The sequence below is a fragment of the Halanaerocella petrolearia genome (genome assembly GCF_054657875.1).
Genome location: NZ_BAAHXW010000002.1, coordinates 1 through 25,336 on the forward strand (window position 1 = coordinate 1; position 25,336 = coordinate 25,336).

Annotated in this window: 19 protein-coding genes and 1 pseudogene; all 20 read right to left on the bottom strand. The window is 33.1% G+C overall.

Annotated features, from left to right (window positions below):
* Window positions 1-511 (bottom strand): annotated as a pseudogene (locus ACYQ39_RS07280) (alpha-xylosidase); the annotation flags it as partial.
* Between the two features lie 79 nt (window positions 512-590).
* Window positions 591-1,031 carry an alpha/beta hydrolase gene (locus tag ACYQ39_RS07285; RefSeq protein ID WP_459841683.1) on the bottom strand — a complete coding sequence of 147 codons (441 nt, stop codon included), beginning with the start codon at window positions 1,029-1,031 and terminating at the stop codon, window positions 591-593.
* A gap of 44 nt (window positions 1,032-1,075) precedes the next feature.
* Window positions 1,076-1,618 (bottom strand): alpha/beta hydrolase family protein, encoded by a 543-nt coding sequence (locus tag ACYQ39_RS07290; RefSeq protein WP_459841684.1) that lies wholly within the window; start codon window positions 1,616-1,618, stop codon window positions 1,076-1,078.
* Between the two features lie 134 nt (window positions 1,619-1,752).
* Window positions 1,753-5,757 (bottom strand): right-handed parallel beta-helix repeat-containing protein, encoded by a 4,005-nt coding sequence (locus tag ACYQ39_RS07295; RefSeq protein ID WP_459841686.1) that lies wholly within the window; start codon window positions 5,755-5,757, stop codon window positions 1,753-1,755.
* A 79-nt stretch (window positions 5,758-5,836) separates the two neighbouring features.
* Window positions 5,837-6,769 carry an AEC family transporter gene (locus tag ACYQ39_RS07300; RefSeq protein WP_459841687.1) on the bottom strand — a complete coding sequence of 311 codons (933 nt, stop codon included), beginning with the start codon at window positions 6,767-6,769 and terminating at the stop codon, window positions 5,837-5,839.
* Between the two features lie 49 nt (window positions 6,770-6,818).
* A complete protein-coding gene (locus tag ACYQ39_RS07305; protein ID WP_459841689.1) occupies window positions 6,819-8,813 on the bottom strand; it encodes an FAD-binding protein in 1,995 nt (664 codons plus the stop codon).
* A gap of 26 nt (window positions 8,814-8,839) precedes the next feature.
* Window positions 8,840-10,162, bottom strand: a complete 1,323-nt coding sequence (locus tag ACYQ39_RS07310; protein WP_459841691.1) for a glycoside hydrolase family 28 protein — start codon at window positions 10,160-10,162, stop codon at window positions 8,840-8,842.
* An 18-nt stretch (window positions 10,163-10,180) separates the two neighbouring features.
* On the bottom strand, window positions 10,181-10,840 hold the full coding sequence (locus tag ACYQ39_RS07315) for a bifunctional 4-hydroxy-2-oxoglutarate aldolase/2-dehydro-3-deoxy-phosphogluconate aldolase (protein ID WP_459841693.1): 660 nt from the start codon (window positions 10,838-10,840) through the stop codon (window positions 10,181-10,183).
* A 15-nt stretch (window positions 10,841-10,855) separates the two neighbouring features.
* Window positions 10,856-11,806 carry a sugar kinase gene (locus tag ACYQ39_RS07320; RefSeq protein WP_459841695.1) on the bottom strand — a complete coding sequence of 317 codons (951 nt, stop codon included), beginning with the start codon at window positions 11,804-11,806 and terminating at the stop codon, window positions 10,856-10,858.
* Window positions 11,807-11,818: 12 nt separating this feature from the next.
* Window positions 11,819-12,613 (bottom strand): IclR family transcriptional regulator, encoded by a 795-nt coding sequence (locus tag ACYQ39_RS07325; RefSeq protein ID WP_459841697.1) that lies wholly within the window; start codon window positions 12,611-12,613, stop codon window positions 11,819-11,821.
* A 55-nt stretch (window positions 12,614-12,668) separates the two neighbouring features.
* Window positions 12,669-14,180: a UxaA family hydrolase gene (locus ACYQ39_RS07330; RefSeq protein WP_459841699.1), complete on the bottom strand. Its 1,512-nt coding sequence runs from the start codon at window positions 14,178-14,180 to the stop codon at window positions 12,669-12,671.
* 39 nt (window positions 14,181-14,219) lie between these two features.
* Complete coding sequence (locus tag ACYQ39_RS07335; protein WP_459841701.1) at window positions 14,220-15,476, bottom strand: Gfo/Idh/MocA family protein; 1,257 nt, start codon at window positions 15,474-15,476, stop codon at window positions 14,220-14,222.
* A 70-nt stretch (window positions 15,477-15,546) separates the two neighbouring features.
* Window positions 15,547-16,914, bottom strand: a complete 1,368-nt coding sequence (gene uxaC, locus ACYQ39_RS07340; protein WP_459841703.1) for a glucuronate isomerase — start codon at window positions 16,912-16,914, stop codon at window positions 15,547-15,549.
* A gap of 26 nt (window positions 16,915-16,940) precedes the next feature.
* Complete coding sequence (locus ACYQ39_RS07345) at window positions 16,941-18,476, bottom strand: tagaturonate reductase (protein WP_459841705.1); 1,536 nt, start codon at window positions 18,474-18,476, stop codon at window positions 16,941-16,943.
* Between the two features lie 48 nt (window positions 18,477-18,524).
* Window positions 18,525-19,325 carry a sugar phosphate isomerase/epimerase family protein gene (locus tag ACYQ39_RS07350; RefSeq protein WP_459841707.1) on the bottom strand — a complete coding sequence of 267 codons (801 nt, stop codon included), beginning with the start codon at window positions 19,323-19,325 and terminating at the stop codon, window positions 18,525-18,527.
* 15 nt (window positions 19,326-19,340) lie between these two features.
* On the bottom strand, window positions 19,341-20,666 hold the full coding sequence (locus ACYQ39_RS07355) for an NADH:flavin oxidoreductase (protein ID WP_459841709.1): 1,326 nt from the start codon (window positions 20,664-20,666) through the stop codon (window positions 19,341-19,343).
* A gap of 19 nt (window positions 20,667-20,685) precedes the next feature.
* On the bottom strand, window positions 20,686-21,909 hold the full coding sequence (locus ACYQ39_RS07360; RefSeq protein ID WP_459841711.1) for a Gfo/Idh/MocA family protein: 1,224 nt from the start codon (window positions 21,907-21,909) through the stop codon (window positions 20,686-20,688).
* A gap of 63 nt (window positions 21,910-21,972) precedes the next feature.
* The gene (locus ACYQ39_RS07365) at window positions 21,973-22,821 is read right to left on the bottom strand and encodes a carbohydrate ABC transporter permease (protein WP_459841712.1); all 849 of its coding nucleotides are present in this window, start codon (window positions 22,819-22,821) and stop codon (window positions 21,973-21,975) included.
* A gap of 4 nt (window positions 22,822-22,825) precedes the next feature.
* On the bottom strand, window positions 22,826-23,776 hold the full coding sequence (locus ACYQ39_RS07370; RefSeq protein ID WP_459841714.1) for a carbohydrate ABC transporter permease: 951 nt from the start codon (window positions 23,774-23,776) through the stop codon (window positions 22,826-22,828).
* An 89-nt stretch (window positions 23,777-23,865) separates the two neighbouring features.
* Window positions 23,866-25,182 carry an ABC transporter substrate-binding protein gene (locus ACYQ39_RS07375; protein ID WP_459841716.1) on the bottom strand — a complete coding sequence of 439 codons (1,317 nt, stop codon included), beginning with the start codon at window positions 25,180-25,182 and terminating at the stop codon, window positions 23,866-23,868.
* Window positions 25,183-25,336 lie beyond the last annotated feature (154 nt).

A 25,336-nucleotide genomic window follows, 5' to 3' on the forward strand; every position in this document is an offset into this window, starting at 1 on the left:
TATTTTCAGAATTAGTTTCTCTTCTCTCTACCCAACTATCTTGATTAAAGACAAGACTATCTGAATCATCTACTAGTGACCAACCAGATCTAGATAATAATCCTTGGTCTAATTCTATCTGACCATCAACTTGATCTAAAGTACGAACTGTACCACCTAGATTATCTTTATTTTTATCTCCATAATGCCAGACTTGATCTAACTTCTTTAATTCAATTCGTAATGACTCTGATGAAAACCCTTCCATGCTTGTTATATAAGTCAATACTAAGTCCTCAGTCTCAACCTCTACCCTATCTTCTGTCTCAGTAACCTGAAATTCAGGTACAGGTTGATTGCGATACCAAAAAGTCTGACTTGGTTGATCCTCAAAGTTATTATCAATAGCATACTCTATCCTAATCAACTGAGAAGTCAAGACTGTAAAGCGATAACCTTCTCCTTTAATAATTGCCTCTTCTTTAGCCTCTGGTTCAAAATTAATCTGAAACTGTTCCTTAAGTTGGCCCATATTATAATTCCTCCTCCTTTATATTTTATAATAAATAATAATTATTTTAAATAGGTAGTGATTTATTCTAACTAATCCATTATAACCACTTCTTAAACCAGCTACTAGGTTTATCTGCAGAAACTTCATGTCCTCCTGGAAGAATATCCTTACCCAATTTCTCTTCACTATCTAATAGTTTATATATTTGATTTATCTGGTCATAAGCAGTTAATGTTCCTTTAATAGGAAAAATATTATCTTCTTCTCCAGATTGAATCAACAACGGTCTAGGAGCAATCATTCCAATAATATCAGCCAATTCAGCATGTCTTAATATCCCTGGGATATAATTGTCGATGCAATGTTCTATAGACATAATACTATCCTTAAAAGTATTAGTATAACCAGCTATTACAGCTACCTTAAATTCTGTCATCAAAAGCAGTAGTAAAAGAATCCAGGTAACCCTCCGCCAGAAAAACCCATACAACCCGATTCTTTCTTTATCAACCTCATTTCTAGTTAAAAAGATAATCAATACTACGCCTAATATCCATTATCCTCATAGCAGCCAGGGTTTTATTAAACATTAACAGATACGTAGCCATTTGAATAACAAGAAGATTCCTCTAGGGCTTTATCTTCATCCTTCTTTAATCTTCTATCTCCAAAACCAATAAGTTCAGGAGCAATAACTAAAAAACCTTGTTTTACTAAATCTAAAGCAAAATTATTATGACAACCTGAATCACCTTTATTTTCTTCCCCTTCTGGAGTTAATCCAACAAGTTCCTTATTACCATATCCATGACCATGACAAGCTACTATAGATGGGTATTTGTTTCTATTATTCTTTGGTATTAATACATAAGCTGAAGTCTTTAAATATTTATCTACATTAAAGATAACTTGTTGTTGTCTATATAAACCATACTCTTTTTCTTCAACTAATTCTACATTAAGAGCAGTATCCTTAACTGAAATTCCACCTAAGTCCTGAATAATTACTTCTCTAAGTTCAGTTCGCCACTGAGACCATTCAACTTTATCTTGACAATTAAAACTATATTCAGGTGTATTACTTTGATATAATTCCTGAAAATATTGATCTAGATTAAAATGCATCTATATCCCCCCTATTTAACTAAATAAAATTTCATTTCACCTACCTAAAAATTATATTTAAATAATAAGAGAAAGGAGCACCGATTAAAGGTACTCCTTTTTACTCATTAAATAAATCCTAATTTAATAATAAATTAATCTATAGGAATCTTAATCTTATCTCCTGGATAAATTAAATCAGGAGTTTCTATCTGATTTAATTTAACTAATTCAGGCCACCATAGACCATAGTCAATAGCAATTTGACTTAAGCTATCTCCAGCTTTTACTGTATAGACTTTATATTCTGTAGTAATTGAGCCTTCTCTATTTAATTTATTTGGTGCAATAAATCTAAGAAAATCACCCCAAAGTATATTACCTTCTTCATCTCTTTGAATTGGAGTTTTAGGTTCTAAGCTCACAAAATTGTCTTCTGTAAGTTCTATACCTGCTTTATTCTTAGAAACAGAACCATTAAACATAAAGTTCTTATTCGACCTCAGATCTTCTGGATAATTATCTGCTGGTATATCCTTTGTGTTAAATGAAATAAATTCATTAATCTCAAAATCAGGAGTTATTCCTTCATAAGTTGTGAAGTCTAAGTTGCCTCTCTTATTATTAAATCCAATACTATTAACAACAGTTACACCTGGGTTGCTATTACTTGTAAAACCAACAGCACCGTTACCAAAGGCTACACTATTTTTGACAATATGAGGTACGTGAACTCCTTCTCCACCAAGCTTAAATCCATTCTTATCACCATTCCCAACTGTACCATCAGTTAAAGTGCCATTATTATAGGCAATAGAATCTTCTATAGTAACAGAACCTATAGCACCAGTTCCTACTTTGGTATACAGATCCCAACCATCATCAATATTATTGTGAGCAATACATCCTTTAAATACATTACCTACACCTGACGTAAGTTTTGCAGCAAAACCATCACCATTATTGTCAGATGGATCACGATTATCAAATGACGTGCAATTGAGAATAAGATTATAGGAAGGCCATTTAGATTTGTCAGTTTCAGATGTATCTGTCCGGCTTATCTGTAGACCTGTGTCCCCATTTTCATAAAATCTACATTCTTCAATAATATTGTGATTTCCACCTACAACAAACCCTTTTGTATTCGGGGCTGAACCAGTAAAGTCTATACCTTTTACATGCCAGTAATCACCACTTAAAATAACACCTTTAGACTTCTTAGCAAAGTCTATAACTGGATCTGCATCTGGTGCTGCCACAAGATGCTTTTTGGTTTCAGCAGTACCATCATTATATTTCTTAATCTCAAGTTTTGAATTACGTGCATATCTGCCATCAAGCACTATTATCTTTTGACCTTCACGTACAAATGAGATTGCAGTATCTAAATCAAGAGGATTACCTTTTGTTCCTGATCCCTGACTTGTACCAGTTGGTGAAACATAAATATCATTATTCTTCCTATAAGTCTTCATTTCAACAGTAAAGTTCTTAACTAATTTATCATAAGAAGTTAGGTGTTGTGTATCATCTGGTAAGAATATAACACTAAAGTTAGTTTTACTGTTTTTATTAATTTTTGTAGGGATTGAAAGCTTTTTATCAGCCTTAACTACTTTGTTGCGAACTGTTATCTGTTGTCCTTGTTTAATAGTAGCTGTGCCGTTAACATTAGACTCTATTAAGATTCTATAATCAGATTTTGAAGTTTTGTCTAAAGATAAGAATTTCAAATTAGGTTTGATAGGTTCTTTAGAAGGCTTTATCTGTGGAGCATCAGTTTTGGCTGCAGAAACATTGAAATCTATATTACTTACTTCAATATGTCCAACACGAGCAGCAAAGAAACCTACGTATATCTTTGAATCTTGAACATTTAGTAGATCAGGCTTAAATACTACTGCTTTTTTATCATTATTTAATCTTCCAATGTAACCACTATTTATTTTTTCAAGTGTTAATCTATATTCCTGGACAGGATAGGTATTACTTGTTTTAGGTCTTTCTTTCTTAATCATAGTACCTTGATAGCCATTACTTCCTTTTCCATTAGATGCTTTTACACCTGTTCTCATGAAAAGTTGCGTTCCAATAGGGTCTTTAGTTCCTCCACTAAAACCACCTACCCCTACAATATTAGAGGCAAATACACTAGTATCACCAAATTCTCCGATGGCATCTCTAGCCATAATACCAAATGATTCTTGACCATCATGTGGAGTCTTTGCATATTCAATTACTTTAACAGCAGCTGATAATACAAAATTATCTTTCTCAGCATCAATTTCTGTATAATAAAAACTTATACCGTCATGATCAGTTGCAACTTTACCACCGCCATTTATAGAAGCAATCTCAATAGTATCATCTTCTTTTATCTTTATGAAATTATCCGATTCACTTGCTGATTGACCAAATCTTGTAACATTCCACTTATAGTCTTCTTTTTCTCTGACAGTTACTTCAAATATAGTAGGTTTAATATTATTATTTGTAGGAATAACTTTGATAGGGTAAGTTCCAACCTTGGTATTATCTAATTCAGATGTATCAAGTTGATAATTATTTTCAGATAATCTTTCTTTATCTAAATTATCATATACTTTGGATACTTCTAATCCTGTCTCTTCAAACTCTTCTCCAATATGCAATGTTGTATCTGGATAATTAGTTACTTTAATACCAGTTAATTCTCTTTCTTTAACAGTTAGTTCTAATGATGATTTCTTTCCTTTATGTGAAATAACAACTTCTTTTTTTCCAGGATTTGCAGTATCAAGAGAAGATACTGAGTATTGATCTTTCATAAGTCTTATTTTATTTCCATCATCATACTTAGCATAAATAGTCATACCATCAAGATCTAATTCATCATTAATAAAATACAATCTTGTTTCTGGTAATTTACTAATTTCTAATCCAGTAATTTTAGCATCTTTAACATTAACATCAAAAGTAGTATTAACTTTAGGGTTTTTGATTGAAGTTACAGTAACTGTCTTATCTCCTTTAGTATTGAATTTATAACCTGTTTCGTCAACTCCTTTTCCATCAACATAAAATTTATATTCCTTATCTGTAAGTTCTTCTACTTTATATCCATTATTATATTCAGCTAGTATACTTAATCCTTCAGGATCAAAAGTATCACCTTTATAATAATCAGTTTTTGCAGGAAAATATTTTATTTTCAAATCTGTATAAGCTAAAGAATTTATTGTTAAATCAGTAGTTGTAGTTGCTCCATTATAATTTACTTTAATTTCGTTGGTTCCTGATTCACTACTATCAAATCCAGTTACAATATAATCGTCCTGTGAAAGAACTTCCTTACTACCATCAGAATAGGCTGCTGTTACTTTTAAATCAGTTAAATCTAAACTTTGACCTACTAAATATTCAGTCTTCATCTTACTTTCATCTACTTGTAAATTCTCTACTTTTCTCTGGTCTATACTAATATTAATATCACTAAAAGTTACTGTTGTATTTCTGGCTGTATAAAGACCTGCAAATAATCTACCAGTTGTAAAGCCATCAAAATTATTAATTATCATAGGCTCTTCATTACCAAACTTTAATACATATATATCACCAGATTTTTTGATACTTATCTCATAAATACTACCTGAGCTAGGTATAGCATCATTTATTAATTTACCTAACTTTGTTTGACCTTCTGCTGTTCTATAAAAGCCTATTTTAGGAGTATTCTTCTTAATATCAAGCGGGCCAACTGCTAAAGCATAACCAATATCCTGCTTATTACTTTCATTATAAAGTACCTTATCACGCAGCATTAAACCAAAAGATACTTGATTGTTCATAGCAAAAGATTCAACTTTAGCTGTTGCCATCAATTCAAAGTTAGCATCAGCAGGTACTTCTTTAAAGTAATAAGCTATTCCTTCTGACTTGCTTTCAATCTTACCTCTGCTATTAGAACTTCTTAACTTTACACGTCCAGCACCATCTTCTGTAATCTCAAAGTTTTCTCTAGTTATCTTATTCTGACCACCAATATTACCGAAGATACTTCCCTGCCAATCACTTGAAATCTCAATCAGTTGATCCTCAGCCAAAACTGTAAATGACATCACTGAAAATAGCAATACCAAAGCCAGCAAAGGTACTGAAAACAACTTACCTCTCTTCATCAAAAAGCCCCCCCTTGTAATATTTTTACAAGTCCTATCAGCAGCATCTTAGCTACAAATTATCACCTCCTCATAAAATTTAAAATATATGTTGGGAAATGAATATTACACCAGTTAAGGTAAAAGCACTTAATAATGTAGTCGTTAATACTACTTGAGAGGCAAAATCTGGTTCGTTATCAAACTCTACCGCAATTAAAGCGGTACTTACAGCTGAAGGAACTGAAGAAGAAATAAGTAATACTTGAGCCATTACACCATCAATCCCCAAGACTAAGATTAGCAGATAAGCTAAGATTGGCCCACCTATTAACCTAACTAAAGTTGTTAAATAGACATCTAAATTTTTAAAATCATATTTAGTTAAAGACAACTGAACCCCTAGAGCTAACAACGCTACAGGAACTAAACCATTCTTCATATAATTAACTGCTGGCCATAGAAAGAATTGAGTAAAATCATAGGGAATAGACTTTAATATTACTGCTACTAAAATTGCATAAGCAGGGGGCATACATAAAATCTTTTTAATTGTCTCTTTATAATGCATCTGACCTCGTCCTGCATTATAAAAGCCAAGAGTATTAGTAAATAAACTCTGGACTAATAAGACCATAATCTGAATTGATACTGCGTAGGATGAATGGGAAGAATCAGCAAATACTAATGTAATTAATGGTAAAGCAAAATTGCCCGAATTATAAAACATAACTGAATTTTTAACTGCATTAGTCTGTGACATACTATAGCCTTTGAGTCTAGCAATGAAACTACTTACTGCCATTAAAACTCCTAAAAAGATTACTGCATATAGAATAACCTTTAATAAATCAGTATCTATCTCTGTTTCATATATCTTAACAAGTGTTAAGGCAGGTACAAAAACATAAAAGTTTAACTTACTAAGAGAATCTATATCTAAATTAAACTTCTTTGACAATAAATATCCTAAAGAAATAATTAAAAAGATTGGAGCTATATTATTAAATAATATAAACAGAAAGATCTTCACTTCTAATCCTCCTCAACTATGTACCAAATACAGAACAAAATAGATCAATCTACTTAATGACCTCATCATTCAGATACTTATTCCAGATATTTTCAAACCAACTATCATCAGTTGGAATATCTTTGACTTGCTCCCAGTAGAAATCACAATCTCCACCCTGATAGACAACTCTCTGAATCTCCTGATCTAAATCTGAATTATCTAGACTAAATCGAAACTTTTCAGCTAGATTATCTATTGGCAAATCTCCTTCTTGATCATAAACTAAATAAGAGCCACGACTTTTACCATCTTGTTCTATATAATCTCTCATAGCTGAAAGGTATACATATTGAGTAATTAATAGATCATAGTTCTGAAAAGCAGATCCTAATTCTTTAATTGAGGAGAGTTTAGTCTCTGTTACTAGCGACTTTAATTGATTTTTAGCTTCTGTAGCCCCTTTTTTAGCTGATTTAAGAGAACGAATATGAGCTCCATTTCTAGTCATTCGCTCTCCAATTTCTTGTTTAATATCTAATACAGTACTATCTGATGCTCTATTTTTAGTAAATTCTGTTCCTAACTCTAATTTATCTTTAATCTGATCTCTAGTAGTCTTAAGAAAGTCTTCTATAGATATAGGCTGTTCCTGATAACGATTTACAATGAATTGAGCTGCTCTAGTACTTCCTACTTGGCCTGAATTTAAAGCACTTCCGCCTGGTCTATATACTCCATGACTGCCATTTACTTCACCAACTGGAAAGAAGTGAGCCAGATTACTCTCCCACCATAGATTACCATGGAGTCCACCATTATTATGCTGAGCACAGACAGCAATCTCTAAGTATCCTTGAGTTATATCAATTCCATTATCTTGATATAACTCAATAGCAGGTTGGTTCATCTGGGCCAACCTTTCAATTGGAGTACCAAATAAAGCATTAGAGTTCTTCAAATAATCATAACTATCTGATCCTAATAGTGAAAAATCTAGTTGTCCATCTTGATTACTGGCCCAACTTGAATTTTGAGTAAAATCAAGCCAGACTCGTCTTCCTTTAATTACAGTTTCATTATAGACAAGAAGATCAATTAGAGAAGAACTATAATCATTAACTTTTTTTGGATCAAAAGGCCACTGATAACCTTTTAAAAATATAGCATCTAGCATCTTACCTGGATCTTCAAAATACTCCTTTAAAAATTCTTGTTCATCATTACCATCTTGATCAGTTGAAATATAACGAGGTAACACCTGCTGATAGGTTCCAGATAAATTCCAGCGAAATTTAATTGATGCAATCCCATACTGCCATTCAGTTAAATTTTTCCCTATTGCTCCTGCTTCCAGAGCCAAACCAGTTGCTCCTGTCTGGCTTTTAGGATAGACAGAAGTCTCATACATTCCTGCTGGAGCACCAGTAGCATAAATAATATTAGTACAATTAAATAATACATATCTTTCATTTTTATCTTCTAAATTATTTAGATTTAAAGTTAATAAACCAACAGTTCTACTTTTGTCTTTATCAGTCAAAATACCAATTACTTGATAGCCAGCAAAGATAGGAATATCCTTCTGCATTACTTGCCTTTCTAATTTTTCAGTCATATATTTAGAGGTTAAAGGGCCGGCTGATGTTGCTCGTTGGCGAGGATCATGATCAGTCTTGTATCCTATATACTCACCAAATTGATTATGAGGAAAAGGAACACCAATATCAACTAAATGATAGAAGGATTGAGTAGATAAAGCTGCTTCGACTAAAGCAAGATCTCCATCCATACTGCCTCCATTGTAGAGAGTTCTAGCCATTTTATAAACTGAATCTGACTCTTCTCCAGCTAAAGTTAACTTATAATACGTCTGTTTATCTGAACCAGTATTTCTTGAAGTGCCCATATTCATCCCTTCTGTTACAATAGCAATATCTTCTTGACCAAGAGTATAAAGCCGGTCAGCAGCATTAAAACCAGCTGCTCCAGAACCTACCACTACTGTATTAAGTGAATAAGTATCTATTGTAATATCATTAAATTTAATTTCAGATTTCTTCACTTTCTCACCCCTAACTAATCCCTAGACTAATAATAACTACTATCTTGCATATTAAGATTACTTACATTAGAAATATCTAATATTGCTTTCTCTTGTGTGTCAACATTTATATTATTTAAGGTAAGTTCATTTATATCTTTAGCTATTAAGCCCTGTTTGCCAGTAATATCTATCTTCTCTAATATAATGTTATCCAGTGATTTCTCTGGCAAACCATATAATCCAACTCCTAAATTAACATTATTACACTTAATATTTGTCAATTTAATATTTTGACAGTCAGGTGGCAGCTCAGTTTTAGGAGGGATTGTAGTAGATTGATAATACATATTTACTACTATAGCCTGTTTGCGAATATTAGAGATTGTTATATTATCACAGAAAATATTTTCTACATATCCTCCTCTGCCTCGCATGGACTTGATTCTTATTCCTCTATCTCCACCGTTAAAGGTACAATCATGAACATAAACATTTCGCACTCCACCTGACATCTCACTGCCAATAACTACTCCTCCATGTCCTTCCTTTGCTTTACAATTTCTAATTAATAAATTTTCACATGGTCTATTAACTCGTCGACCATCTTCATTTATCCCTGATTTAATTGCTATACAGTCATCTCCTGTTTTAAAATCACAATCTTCAATTAATATATTTTTACATGAATCAGGATTTATCCCATCGGTATTAGGACCGGTAGTCTTAATTTTAACATCTCTAATAATCATATTTTCACAATAAACAGGATGTATAGTCCACATTGGCCCATCTTTAATAGTAATACCTTCTACCAGAATATTTTGGCTGTTTATTGGCTGGATAAATTGTGGCCTTAAACCTTCTTCTCTTCCAAAAACTCTTTCTTCTACTGGAATGCCATTATATTCAGCATTATAAAGTTCTTCAGCAGCATTATGCTGGGTCTGTTTCCATGACCACCAAGCCTGGCCATTACCTTCTAATCTACCTTTTCCAGTTATAGCAACATTCTTACAATCTGGTGCATAAATAAGTGGAGAATAGTTATAACATTCATTTCCTTCCCAACGCGTAAAAACAACTGGTAGATAATAATCAAATTGATCACTAAATCGAACTATAGCCCCTTCTTCTAATTTAAGATGAATATTACTTTTTAGATGAATAGGACCAGTAAGCCAGACTCCTTCTGGAACAGTAATTGTTCCTCCACCTGCTTTAGAACAGGCATTTATTGCTTTTTTGAATACCTCAGTATTTAAATCTTCTCCACCTTCACTTCCTCCAAAATCTTTTAAATTATAATTTCTATCTGGAAAGGAAGGTCTAGAAACTTCAAAATCTTCTCTAAAATCATTCTTATCCATGTTATCTCTCCTATACCTTTAATGTTTAATTCTCTCACGAGTTTCTTCTATAATCTGAATAAAGTTTTCAGCCTTTTCTGTTAAGACTTGATACTCTTCTTTCGCAATAGCTTCTTTATCAAGTAAAGCACTACCTGCCCCTACAGCCTCTACTCCTGCTTCAATAAAATCAGCTACATTATCTAAATTAACTCCTCCTGTAGGCATTATTGGGACATGGCCTAAAGGGCCTTTAACACTCTTAATATACCTTGATCCCATAGTTCCAGCTGGAAATAATTTCACTAAATCTGCCCCAGCCTGATAAGCATTAATAATTTCAGTTGGAGTTAGTACTCCTGGAATAACCACCTTACCATATCGCTTACAAACCTCAATCATTTCCTGATTTAAAGTCGGGCCAAAAACAAATTCTGCTCCAGCTAAAATAGCAGATCTGGCTGTTTCTCCATCTAATACTGTACCAGCTCCTACAAGTGCATCAGTCTCTTCTAATTCAGCTGATAATTCTGCTATCATTTCTAAAGCATCTGGATTATCTAAAGTAATCTCAAAAGCTTTAATTCCTCCTGCTTGTAGAGCCTCAACAATTTTAATCATCTGTTCTAACTTAGTACCTCTTAGAACTGCCACAACTCCGCTTTCAGTAATCTTCTCTAAAGTCTGGACTTTATTCATTTATTTAGCCTCCTACTACCTATTAATTACTTCTTTTTCTTCAGTAAATATTTTAATTTCTTCCATAGTCGGTAATCCTTCTACATCACCACGTACAGTAACAGCATAAGCACCTACTGCATTAGCTAACTCAGTAGACTCTTTTAGATCATAGCCTTTTAATTGTCCAGCAATAAAGCCAGCAGCAAAGCCATCTCCTGCTCCTACAGTATCAACTACATTATCTACCGGATAACCTACAACCTTTTTAAAACTATTATCATCAGCCACCAATGCCCCGTCAGACCCTAGTTTTACTACTACAATCTCTGCTCCTAAATCTAATATTTCTCTAGCAATCTCCGCTGGATCATCTGTTCCTAACAGAACCTCTCCCTCTTCTATACCTGGTAATACAATATCGGCTTTACCCATTAAATCTAGTATAACTTTCTTCATTCTATCTCTAAACCATAATTTTAGCCGTAAATTAGGATCAAAGGAGATCTTAACTTGATTTTCTTTAGCAATCTCAATTGCTTGTAGTACAGTTTGATAACAGGATTCACTTAAAGCTGGAGTAATCCCTGTCAGATGCAGATATTCTGCTTGAGAAATATACTCTTCACTTAAATCCTTAGCTTCCATTTTACTAGCTGCTGACCCATGCCGATAATAATAGACATTACTTTCTCCTATCTCTCTTCTTTCTTTGAACATTAAACCAGTTGGATGACTTTCAGTCAGCTGTACCTGAGAGGTATCAACTCCTTCGCCTTGAATAAAAGATTTAATATAATCTCCATGAGGGTCAGCGCCTAATTTACTAATCCAACCAGCCTGATGACCTAACCTACTTAAGCCAATAGCAAAATTACTCTCTGCTCCACCTAATTGTTTCTTATAATCATAAATATATTTTAATTTCCCCTTCTGCTCAGGGTTCATTAGTGCCATAGTCTCACCTAAAGTTACCACTTCTAGCATCCTTTTCACTCCTTAAATTAAAGAAACTGAGTTTTTATTAGCTCTATAACCCAAACGACAAGAGATTTCTCTTCCTATATCCACCATGGTTTCTCTTAAATCAGATATTTTTTCATGAGTCATTCTGCTCTTTGGCCCACAAATACTGATTGCTGCTATAACCTCATCTCTATAATTAAAAATTGGAGTAGCTACACAACGAATTTCTGATTTATATTCTGAATCATCTATAGCATAATTTCTGGCCTTAATCAGATCTAATTCATTTATAAGATCTTGTACTTCTGTAATTGTATTACTAGTGAATTTAATCAAGTTTGATTTAATTATATCTTTTATTTTATCTTGGGATAAATTAGCCAGTATTGCCTTGCCTGCTGCTGTACAATGCATAGGACTTCTATGACCGATTGGTAAATTGATTTTAATATTTTTAGAATCTTCTCTTTTATCAATATAAACAATTTCATCTTTATCTGGAATAACTAAATTGACTCGTTCCCCACTGATTTTGACTAATTTTTTAAGATAAGATTTAGTATATTCGCTAATTTTAAAGTCATTAAATATCTTACTTCCTAATTCAAAAATCTTTAATCCTAATTTATAATTGTTGTTCTTTTTATCCTTCTCAACCAACCCTTTATAAACTAATGTCGATAATAATCTATGGACTGAACTCTTATGAATATCTAATCTATTTCCTAGCTCAGTCACTCCTAATCCTTCTTCATATTTAGCCAATTCTTCTAAAATATTAATAGATCGATCAACTGATTTAACTAAATTTGAAGGTTGTTTCCTCATCTCTACCACTCCTAAATGATTGAGAAACCTATTAATATACTCATGATTTTTTGTTTTATAAAGTAACACCAGTTTTAAATATTGCAATCTCTCGATAATCATTTTCTTCATTTTTGGTCTTCTTTTGTTTCGATGCCACATCGATTATATAATCAAAGAATTGATCTGCTAATTCATCTATTCCAATTCCTTCTATTAGTTGGCCCGCATTATAATCAATCCAGTTCTTCTTTTTTTGATATAGATCACTATTAGTCGATATCTTTACTGTTGGAACTGGACTGCCTAATGGCGTACCTCGACCAGTAGTAAACAGAGTTAAATGAGCTCCTGCTGCAGCCAAAGCAGTAGTAGCTACAATATCATTACCTGGACTCTCTAATAAGTTCAATCCTTCTTCTGTTACCTCTTCACCATAAAAGAAGACATCTCTTACTAACCCTGTACCACCTTTTTGGGTACATCCTAGCGACTTTTCTTCTAAAGTAGTAATTCCTCCTTTCTTATTACCTGGCGAAGGATTTTCATATATTTCTTGACCATTGGCCAAGAAATAGTCTTTAAACCCGTTAATTAAATCCACCACTTTATTAAAAGTATCCTCATCCTGAGCTCGATTCATTAAGATTGTCTCTGCTCCAAACATCTCTGGGACTTCGGTAAGAATTGTAGTTCCACCACAAGCCACTAATCTATCAGATATTCTCCCCACTAAAGGATTGGCTGTAATCCCAGAAAAACTATCTGACCCACCACATTTTAAACCAATCTTTAATTTTGAAACTGGAATTTCTATTGGTGCAAAATCTTTAGCATACTCTACTAATTCATCTATTAAATCCATTCCTGTCTTCATTTCATCTTCAACATCTTGAAAATTCATAAATCTAACTCGATCTTCATTATAATTACCAATAAATTCTTTAAAATCACTAATTAAATTATTTTCACAACCTAAACCTACCACCAATACCCCAGCAGCATTAGGATGGTTTACTAAACCAGCTAAAATTTGTTGTGTATTCTCTAAATCATCTCCCAACTGAGAACAACCATAAGGATGGGTAAAAGAATGTATTCCATCAATCCTCCCTACTTCTATTTCAGTACTATACTTATCTTCTGCTAAAGAAGTCAATTTTTCCACAGGTTGATTGATACAACCTACTGTATTAATAATCCAAACTTCATTTCTAATTCCAACTTTACCATTAGTCCGCTTATAACCTAAAAAGTGAGGAACAGAATTATTATCTATCTCTACTAAACTTTTATCTTGGGGATTATACTCATAATCCAATTTTCCTTCTAAACCAGTCTTTAGATTATGCGTATGAACCCAATCTCCCTGTTCAATATCTTCAGTTGCAATTCCAATAGGAGAGCCATATCTAATTATCTCAGCCCCCTGCTTTATATCTGCTAAGGCTATTTTATGTCCTACAGGTATATCATCTTGAGCCTTGAATTCAAAGGTATCTAAATTAATAGTTTCCTCATTATTAATCTTACTTAAGCTGATTCCAATATTATCCTTAGGATTTATTTTTAATAAGTTAGCTTTCATCTTTATTCTCCTTTGCAAATAGCATTAAATAATTACCTATTAAAATTTAACTAACTCATCAATCTTAGTTGCTTTCTCTTTCTCAATAGATCTTCTAGCTGCAATTCCAGTTAAGATAGACATTGCCCCATCTCTTCCACCAGCCTGTCTGCCAAGTGGATCGTCTTCATTATCAGCAAGGAAGATATCTTTAAGCAATCTAATATCTCCTCCACCATGACCACCTTCTTCTACCTCAACATCTACCTCATAGGATTCATCAAAGAGAGGAAATACTTCTAAATGAATATTATTATCTGGTGTTCTTCTCTCCAACTTACCATCATGCCCACTAATATATGAGGCTTCAACAACATCCTGTTCAATTCGCCCTTCTGTTCCTACAAAAGCAACTTTATATCCCTCATAAGGAGCATAATTATTTAATGAATAACTTAATAAAGCAGAATTATCGTATTTTACTGTCAAGGCTCTTGTATCCCAAATATTAATCTCTGGCGAGAAGACACATCTATCACGGAAATAACCATCTTCTTCTTCTGCTACAAGATAAAGTCCAGTAAGTTTGTCTGAAGAACTCATATCTAAATAAAAACCACACTCATCTGCTATATCACATGTCTTACACCTTAAACGATATTGATAAGTTTCAGGTTTATAAAATCTCTGTTCCCCAAAGGCAAAAACTTCTTGCGGATCAGCATCTAACCACCAATTTACTAAATCAAAATGATGTGTCGCTTTATGCACCCATAAAGAACCTGAATTTCTCTTTTCTCCATGCCATCGACGATAGTAATCTGCTCCATGAGTAGTATCAAGATACCAATGAAATTCTACAAGTGTTATATCTCCAATTACTCCATCCTGTATTAACTCTTTAATCTTAGAACGATAAGGAGAATAACGATAATTAAAAGTGACTGTTAAATCATTACCTGTCTCTTCTATTGTATCCATTATCTCTTGACACTTCTCTTCATTAGTTGTCATTGGCTTTTCAGTAATTACTTTTAATCCTTCTTTTAATCCTTTAATAATATATTCGTGATGATGAGAGTCTTTAGTAGTGACGACAACTCCTTCAATATTCTCATTAGTAATCATTTCATCAAACTGATAAGGCTTATAAGTAGGCAAATCTAATTCTAAAGTCTTGTTAACATAATCCATACGAGTTTGGTTTAAATCCATTAAAGCTACTAACTCATTTTCGCTACTAATCTCTTCATTCTCAACTAGTGCTTCATAATACATAACTGATCTTGACCCTGTCCCAATAATAGCATATCTCATCCAAATTCCTCCCAATTAGAATTTATATAATCAATCCTAAAAGAGTCATATCTGATAAATTAAAGCTATCTTATTGATTAAAAAATAAACTTGCAGGACGATTATAACTAACATTAGCTACTAAATCAGTTGCTACTGAATAAGGTATCTGTCCTTTGTTAACCATCTTTCCTACTACATTACATAAAGTTCTTCTAAACATTTCCGTTCTGGAGCTATAAGACATTAATTTTCTAGAGTCTGTTACCATACCAGCATGATTAGCCAGTAAATCTACAGTAGACATATACTTTAATTGCTCCTCCATACCATAAGGACTATCTGTCAGCCACCAAGGAGCTCCTAAACTAATATTAGGAAAGGCACGAGCAATAGTTGCTACTGTAGACCAGTGAGTTGACTCCATAGTATAAAGTACAATCTTTAAGCTTTCATCAAATTGATTTACAAAGTATCTAATATTCTCTGCAATCTCAATATTACTAGTAGAAATATCTCCACCAGAGTCTGCCCCTAACATCTCATACAAACCATCTCGATAATCTCTAACAGCACCAATATGTAGCTGAGTTACCCAATTACTAGCCTCATTCATTTCTCCAAACTTCACTAGCATAAATGCTTTATAATCTTTAATATCTTCTGCAGTCAATTGTTGACTACTAAAAGCTTTTTTATAAATAGCACTAGCTCTATCATACTCTACATGGTAAGAAATAGGTTCTACAATCCCATGGTCACTGGCTACACATCCCATTTCCGCAAAGTAGTCATGTGATTTCTGTAAAGCAGCTAATAAGCCCTCAAAAGTAGTAATCTCTTCATCTGTTGCATTACCTAATTTCTCAACTGATTCTTGCCAAATTTCTTGCTCTATATTCATAATCTTATCTGGACGCCAAGTAGGTAAGATACTGATTCCTTCTATCTCTCTTTGAGCCTGTTTATGAGCTTTTAACTTTGACCATGGTTCATCTGTTGTACACATAATTTTTACATTCATATCTTTAAGAAGTCGCTGCGGTTTCATATTATCCTGTTGTAATTGAACTAAAGTCTCTTCCCAAATCATCTCTGCTGTATGTTCAGAGATAGTCTCTTCAATACCAAATCTTCTTTTTAAGTCCAAATGAATCCATTCATAAGTAGGATTACCGGCAAATTGAGGAAATACTTTGGCTAAGGCTAACCATTTCTCTTTATTAGAGGCGTTACCAGTTATTTTTTCTTCTGGTACTCCTCGTTTTCTCATTAGTTCCCAGACATAATGATCTGTAGCTGCTTCTACTTCCCAAATATCATTCCAACCTTCATTCTCTAATATTTCCTTCACATCTCCGTGATTATGAGCATCTACTATTGGTAGATTTTTGACCTGTTCATAAAGTTTCTTAGCTGTACTAGTCTCTAATAGATAGTTCTCGTCTAAAAAAGCCATGGTTTACCTCCTAATCAGAATTTTAGTTATAATATTTCTTTTAAAGAATCAACTAGCCCCTGTTCTTGAATCTGGGCCAAATGCTCTGTTACTTTAGCTGTTAATCCTGATAACTCATTTAAGTCTCTTTCCCAGAATTCTTGATTAGCCAATACTCTCTTGACTAATCCGTCTAATTCAAATTCTCCCACTTCATAGTCACTCCATAAACCACTGAAAAACTCTAATACTTCTTTATCATCTTGAATTAAATATTCTTCTCCTTCTCTATTAGCCACTAACTTATTATCTCTAATCTCTGTCCCATGATAGAAAGCAATTAAGGCAGCTAAAGCAAAAACTAGTCTAATTGGTAGTTCATTATTCTCTTCAATATATTTAACTAACGATGGTAAAACTCTAGTCTTAAATTTGGAAGTGGAATTCAAAGAAATATCCAACCACTTATGATCTATATAAGGATTCTTAAATCTTTCAAAAATTTTATTAGCAAATCCTTCTAGTTCTTCTTCATCAAAATCCAAAGTAGGAATAATATCTTCAAACACCACTTGCCTAATAAACTCTCCTACTAGTTGATCATTCATTGCATCTCTTACTAGATCAATACCTGCTAAATAAGAGACTGGTACTGTAGATGTATGTGCTCCATTTAATATTCTTACCTTTCTAGTTCGATAAGGAGTTAGATCATCAACCCATTTAACATTTAAACCTGCTTTATGGAATGGTAGCTTTTCTTTTAATTTCTTATCACCTTCTATTATCCACAGGTGAAAGATCTCTCCTGTATCTAGATTTTGGTCATGATATCCTAATGCTGTCTCTAACTCTTCAATCTCATTATGTGGATAACCTGTCACTATCCTATCTACCAAAGTATTTAAGAAGTGATTTGCTTTATTTATCCAGTCTATAAATTCGTCTGATAAGTTCCAGTCTTTAGCCAGTTGAATAATGATCTCTTTGAGTTTATCACCATTACGATCAATCAACTCTACTGGTACAATTACCATCCCCTTATCATAATCACCATCAAAATACTTAAAGCGGCGGTATAAATAAGCAGCTAACTTTCCTGGGTAAGAATCTGGTGGGGTATCAGTTAACTGATCATCTTCAGAGTAAGCAATACCTGCTTCTGTTGTATTAGAAACAACAAATTCAATCTCTGGATTCTCTGCTAACTTCAATACTTCTTCCCATTGAGTATATGATTCTAAACCTCTACTTAATGAAGTCATTATCTCTTTTTTATTTACTTCTTTCCCATCTTCTATCCCTCTTAAATAAAGGGTATATAAACTATCCTGTTGATTTAAATTACTGACTCTTCCTTGCGATATAGGTTGAACAATAACCGACTTTCCTTTAAAAACTCCTTGCTTATTCATCTCATGAAACATCCAGTCTACAAAAGCCCTTAGAAAGTTACCTTCACCAATCTGTAATACCTTCTCTGGATACTCTAAAATTTCTTCTGAGAAATCAGCCACTTCAGTTCCTAATAATTCTTTATTTAATAAATCCTTATCTAATAGCGGTAACTTTTTATCAGTCATATATTTCCCTCACTTTCAAGCTGAATTAATAATCAGTCTTTATCAATCTTAATTTTTACTTATTAAATCATTCAAAATTTTATAATCAATTCTTGCTTTTTCAATCAAGGGTCTACAATGAGTTTCAATTGTTATAATCCCTTGATAGTCATCCTCATATAAAGCTTTAATCTGCCCTTCCCAATTTACATCTCCTATATCAGCTGTACAACATTTATAGCCATCACTTAGTACTACTGCATCTTTAAAATGGACATTACCAATATAATCCTTGATTACTTCATACTCATCAGGATAAGGAGTAACTGCTGTTCGAATTGAATTTCCAGGGTCCCAGTTTAATTTAAAATTAGGACTATCAACTGTTTCTAAAATATAACGAGTATTTTCTGCTGTATCTGCCCACCAGCCTGGTTCATTTTCTAACCAGATCTCAAAGTCCTCTTCCTCAGCTTTAGTCACTAAATCATTCATATATTTAATCACTTGATTTATATCTTCTGGTTGATCACTTTCAGCTCTTCTGATTCCAAAAATAATAATCTTATTTACTCCTAAACGATTACCTAATTGAAAAGTATCTTCTAATAATTCTTCTCTATGATATTCAATCTTAGGGTCAGATAGTGGTACTTTGAAAATTCCAGGTGATAAAGCAGTAATGTCAACATTATATTTATCAATTAGTGTTTCTAACTTACTTATTTCTTCCTCAGTTAGATTAGGAACTCTCTTATCTTTACTCCATAACCTTCTTAATTCAAACTTATTAATTCCTAACTCTGTGCCAACTTTAAAAGCCTCTTCTAAATCTAAGCTAATTTCATCAGTAACAGCAGCAATTTCCATTATAATCCTCCTTATTTAATCATTCTTATCAGTAGCTATTAACTCTTGATAGAAAGGCAAATATACTTCCTGATCTCTAATAACACATCCACATTTCTTCTTAGCTGCCTTCAATTCGGCACATTTGCTACAAGTTATACATACTTTTTCTGGATCCAAACTATTATCAAATAATATATCATGAGCAAAATCAGGATAAGCAAAAGCCTGACGTCCAAAACCAATCACTTTGGCCCAACCTTTTTCTATCATTCCAGCAGCTATATAAGGGGCCAACTCTCTTAACCAGCTAAAACCTGTCCCTACCACTACACTATCCTTAATTTCTTGTTGAATCATTTTAGTCAAATAAAGTAATCTATAGACTCCCTGTAAAGGATGCTCTGGAGGTTGCTGTCTTCCTTGGTCATAAGGCCTATTCATATAAGGCTTAAGATAAGGAGTACTTGCTGTAACATTAAATAAATCAACACCTAACTCTGATAATTCTCTTACCAACTGTCTTGACTCATCTAAATCCATATTCCCTTCTTCATCAGTAGCCCAACCATAAGGGTAAGGTATAGCATCAAAAACATTCAGTCTAACTGACAGATCTATATCTACCTCTTTATTAATCTCTTTTATCACATTTTTCAGAAAACGAGTTCTATTTTCATAACTTCCACCATATTTTCCTTCTCTAGTATGAGCCGCTAACATTTCAGATAATAAGTAGCGATGACAACTCTTAATATCCACTGCATCAAAACCAGCTTCTTTAGCTAGTTTAGCAGCTGTTATATAATCTTCTTTTAATCTTTCTATTTCTCTATCAGATAAAATATGGCAATCGTTTTCCGAGCCTGTAATATTATCTAAATACTTATCATGAAATAAAATAGTTTTGTTATCTCCAAACCTACCTGAATGGGTCAATTGTAAGACTAAATAAGGATTAGAATCTTCTGATGAATGATTTTCTCGCGCTTCCTCTCTAGTTATCTGTACTAAATCAGAAAAAGATTCAACTGTAGTTTCATTAATAAAAAGCTGATGTTTATTTGCTCTACCTTGATCATTAATAGCTACTGCTTCAAACCAAATCAATCCTGCTCCACCTCTAGCAAACCTTTTATATCGCCTCTTAGTCAGTTCACTAGGAGTTCCATCTTGGTTGGCATCAGAACCTTCCATAGGGTGAATAGCTAATCTATTGGATAGTACAGAAGTAGCATTTAAAGTCACACTCTCTTTTAAAGAATCTAACTCTTCATTTACTGGTATATCCAGCTTAAATTTAGTTATATCTTTTTTTAAATCTTCCAAAGAATTATAATTAAACTTATTCACTTTAATCATCTCCTCCAAACCATCTAGATTAACTAAAAGGATTAAATCTATTATAATCTTCTACATTAAACCAGTTAGTTCTTGTAGTCCATTCTACATCTAAATCAGATAATAATTTACGTTCTTGAAAAGCTTGGTCCATAATATCATCTATATCCTCTAAAACTGTTTTAAATTCTCCCTTCTCTGTTTCAAACTCTTCTACATAACTTTCAGGAATAGATCTAATCCGCTTAGCAGAATCATAGGCACCATTGATAGCTACTACAAAATTTCTTGTATTGTCTGGAGTTGAATAAAGTTCTTCAATATCTTTTTTATGTTTCTTAGCAGCAATTCTAAACACTTCAAGTTTAGGGTTAATACCTTCATTATCAAATTCTATTTCTTCTCCACTATTTAAGACGATTTTAGTAGTTTCATCAAAATGCCAAAATGCTCTTCCTTTAGTACCTACAATTTCTATATAAGGATCACGTTTTTCTTTAGGAGCATGTGTTACATAAAAATACACTTTAGTCCCTGACTCTGTTTCTACTTCCATACAAGAAGTATCATCAGCTTCTATATAAGTATGAGCTCTATATAATTCTGCTCTAACCCGCTTTGGTTTAGCTGAATCATTCATCTCTTTACCAGTCAGAAACAACATGTTGTTTAAATAATGGGCAAAAGCATTATGCATTGGCCCGTCTAAAACTACATTACCATTACAAATACTTCTACCTGCCCATTCATTACGATTATAATAAGATTTAAATCTTGGCCAAAAACCTTTACAGGCTATATTCTTAATCTCTCCTAGTTTACCATCAAGTATATATCTCTTTAATTTTCTAATTGTATGTGAATGAATAAATTGAAATCCAATTGAACAGAATTTATCTGTTTTTTGTGCAGTCTTAATGATTTGATCTACCTCTTCTACAGTAGGAGCAGGTGGTTTCTCTAACAAAACATTATATCCGGCTTCCATTCCTTTAATAGCCATCTCTGCATGGCTAGGAATTGAAACTGGAAGTCCCACTACATCAACACAACCACTACCTTTTTTAAGTAGCTGATCATATGAACTGAAAACTTTTATTCCTTGATTTCTCAACTCTCTTGCTTTGTCAGCATTATTAATCTGATCTGTGATAACCACAGCTGTTAGCTTGATAAGCTCTTCCTGTTCTAATCTCTTAATATTTCTAATATAACTATCAGCAAAATTTCTGACTCCTACTACTGCAAATCCAACTTTGGACATAAATTACTCCTCCTTATATAATTTATAAAGTTCTAATCTTTCACTTTAAAACTCAAAATGCTACTACCCTTTCAATCCAGAAGATGATACACCTTCGACTAAATAATCCTGTAAGAAGATAAAGATTATAATTGTCGGTAAAATTGATAATACTGTCATAGCAAACATAGCGCCCCAATTAGTAACAGCATTCGGATCAGAGAACATTTTTAAAGCTATGGATACTGGATATTTAGCTACATCCTGTAAGTAAAGTAATGGTGTCATAAAGTCATTCCATGACCAATAAAATCTAAATATTCCTGCTGTAACCAAAACTGGTTTTAAATTAGGTAATATAATCTTAAAGAATATACCAAACTTACTACATCCATCTATTTTAGCTGCTTCATCTAACTCTTTAGGAATTCCTCTTACGAACTGCACCATCAAGAAGGTAAAGAATGGTACTGGAAGCATTTGAGGAAGTATTACAGGTAAATATGAACCTACCCAGCCCCAATTATTAAACATAATATACTGTGGAATTCTTAATACTTGCATCGGTACCAACACAGTAGCAATCATTATGGCAAACCAAATTTTCTGTCCCACAAATTTAGTTCTTGTAAAACCATAAGCAGAAAAAGATGCTAAAAGAAGTTGGCCCGCTGTAGCTAAACCAGAGATGAAAAATGAATTTTTAAAGAAGGTAGCAAAAGAATACCCTCCAAAACCTTTCCATCCTTCTAAGTAATTACTAAAATGTACCTTATCAGGAATCAATGTCGCACTTAATGCATTTCCTGGTCCTTTCAATGAACCAGCCAACATCCAGATAAGAGGATACATCATTGCAAAACAGAATAAACCAACAAATAACTGAAATAATATAGCTTTTAACTTCTTTTTTTGACTAAAAGAAAGTTGCATCACTTTATTCCCCTTTCGATTGATAATAAACCCATTTATTAGATGTTTTAAAGATAATAATTGTAGCAATAGTTAATATAACTAATATTATCCATGCTAAAGCAGAACCATATCCTAAATGACCGTAACTAATACCTTTCCTAAAGATATACATTGCATATACTAATGTTTTATTTAAAGGTCCACCTTGAGTAATAACATAAGCTTGAGTAAATACCATAAACATTTTAACCATTTGCATCAGCAGATTGAAGAATATAACTGGAGTCAATAAAGGTAATGTCACTTTACAAAACTGTTGCCATTTATTAGCTCCATCAATTTTAGCTGCATCATATAGATCCTTAGGAATCTGCTTTAACCCAGCCAAAAAGATAATCATTGGTGAACCAAACTGCCATGCTGCCAAAACAATTAACGTCCAGATAGCAGCATCTGGATGTCCTATCCAGGAGATGCGTTCACTCATTAACCCTAATGAGATTAATATATCATTGAAAGCTCCATCAGAGGCAAATAACTGTCTCCATACTACAGATATTGCTACACTACCTCCTAAGATCGAAGGAATATAATAGGCAGCTCGATAAAAATTAGTCATTGGTCTCTCTTTTCTAAATACCATAGCTAAAGCCAAAGCACAAGTAAGTCTTAGTGGAACAGCAAAAATCACATAAAAGAAAGTAACTTTAAGAGATAACCAAAACTTTTGATCTGATGTGAAGATTTCTATATAATTTTTGAGCCCAACCCAACTAGGATCACCAACTATATTATACTCAGTAAAAGAATAATATAATGAACTCAACACAGGATATAATATAAAAGCTAAAAAACCAATCAGCCATGGTGAAATAAAAGTATAACCTATTAGATTCTGTTTCCACCACTTTTTACTATTAATCTTACCATCTAAACTGGTAACACTATCTAATGCCTCAAATTTACTCTTCAACTCTTTTCCCTCCTTAAATAATTAATCAAATCATAAGCTAGTGAGCATAAAGTTCACTAGCTTATGAAATAGATTACTACTATTACATGTTACTCTAAAATATCAGTTGCTTTCCTTCTAAATTCTTTTGCTCCCTCTTCTGGCGTAATTTGCTTATAAATAACTTTCCAATAGACTTCTTCATAAGCCTTAACTACTTCCTGATATGCAGGTGGTTGTGGAGGAAGTACAGAACCAGAGTTTTTAGCTGCTTTATCAACAAAGTCAAATACTGCTTTATCATATTTATCTGCTTCTGCTTTCACTGCTGCTTTCACTTTACTTTCAACTGGAGTTCCTCTACCTGTCCCTAATACTTTACCAGCTTCAGTATTATGGAACCAGAAATTAAGAAATTTCATTACTTCTTCTGGATGTTTTGTATTCTTACTTACTGTAAGTAACATAGCTGGTTTTAAGAATCTACCTTCTTGAACTTGATCTTCAGCTTTAGGATAAAGGAATGGAGTTAGCATTTTACCAGCACCAGTTGATATTGCACTAAGCTGATTACTCCAGAAGTTTGTTGCAGCTGCAGCCTTCTGTTTAGTAACTAAATCTTCTTCAATTGCACGGGCGGATTCCTGTCTCTGTGATGGATTCTGTACAGCACCTGATTCAATAAGATCTAAATCCATCTTCATAAAGTCTACAAATAACTGATCATCTTCATATCCTAAACCTTTTCCATCTTCAGCAAAAAACTCTGCTCCATGCTGTCTTAAATAAACTGTAAAACCAGTAGCATCTTGTTGAGCTGTTGGTGTTGCAGCTCCAAAAATTCCTAATTCATCATGAACTTTCTCAAGCTTTTCTGCTCGATCTTGCCAAGTATCATCTGCAGTTGGATACTCAACTCCTGCTTTATCAAATAATTCTTTATCATAATAACCTGCAGGTGCATTAACTCCTGTGGCCATTCCCATCTGCTTACCATAAACTTGGCCCATTTCTAGATAAGCATCATCAATATTACTAACATCTAAAGTACCATCTTCTATATAAGGAGTTAAATCTAATAATTGATCATTTTCAACATATCCACTGATATACTTACGAACATGTTGAATAACATCAGGTAAATTACCTCCTGCTGCTTGAGCATTCATCTTATCCCAGTATCCACTCCAACCTGTATACTCGGGCTGAACTTCAATATTAGGATATTTTTCTTCAAACATCTCTATAACTTTTAATGTTTTATCATGTCTGCTCTGAGAACCCCACCAACCAAAACGAATAGTCACTTTCTCATCTTCCTGGCCTTCATCATCTCCACCAAAGATCCACCAAGCTCCTGCAGTTGCTGACAAAGATAGTACCAGTACAAGGGTTATAACTAACAGAAAACCTTTTTTTCTAAACATTTAATCACCTCTTTAGTTTTATTAAAATTAAATTAACTTTTAAACTTATTGTCTTTTTATAACCAATCAATTCTTTATCATCCTAACCTAGTATTTATCCCTCCTTTTCGAGAAGATATTTAATGATATAGTATAAAATTATAATCTTATTTTT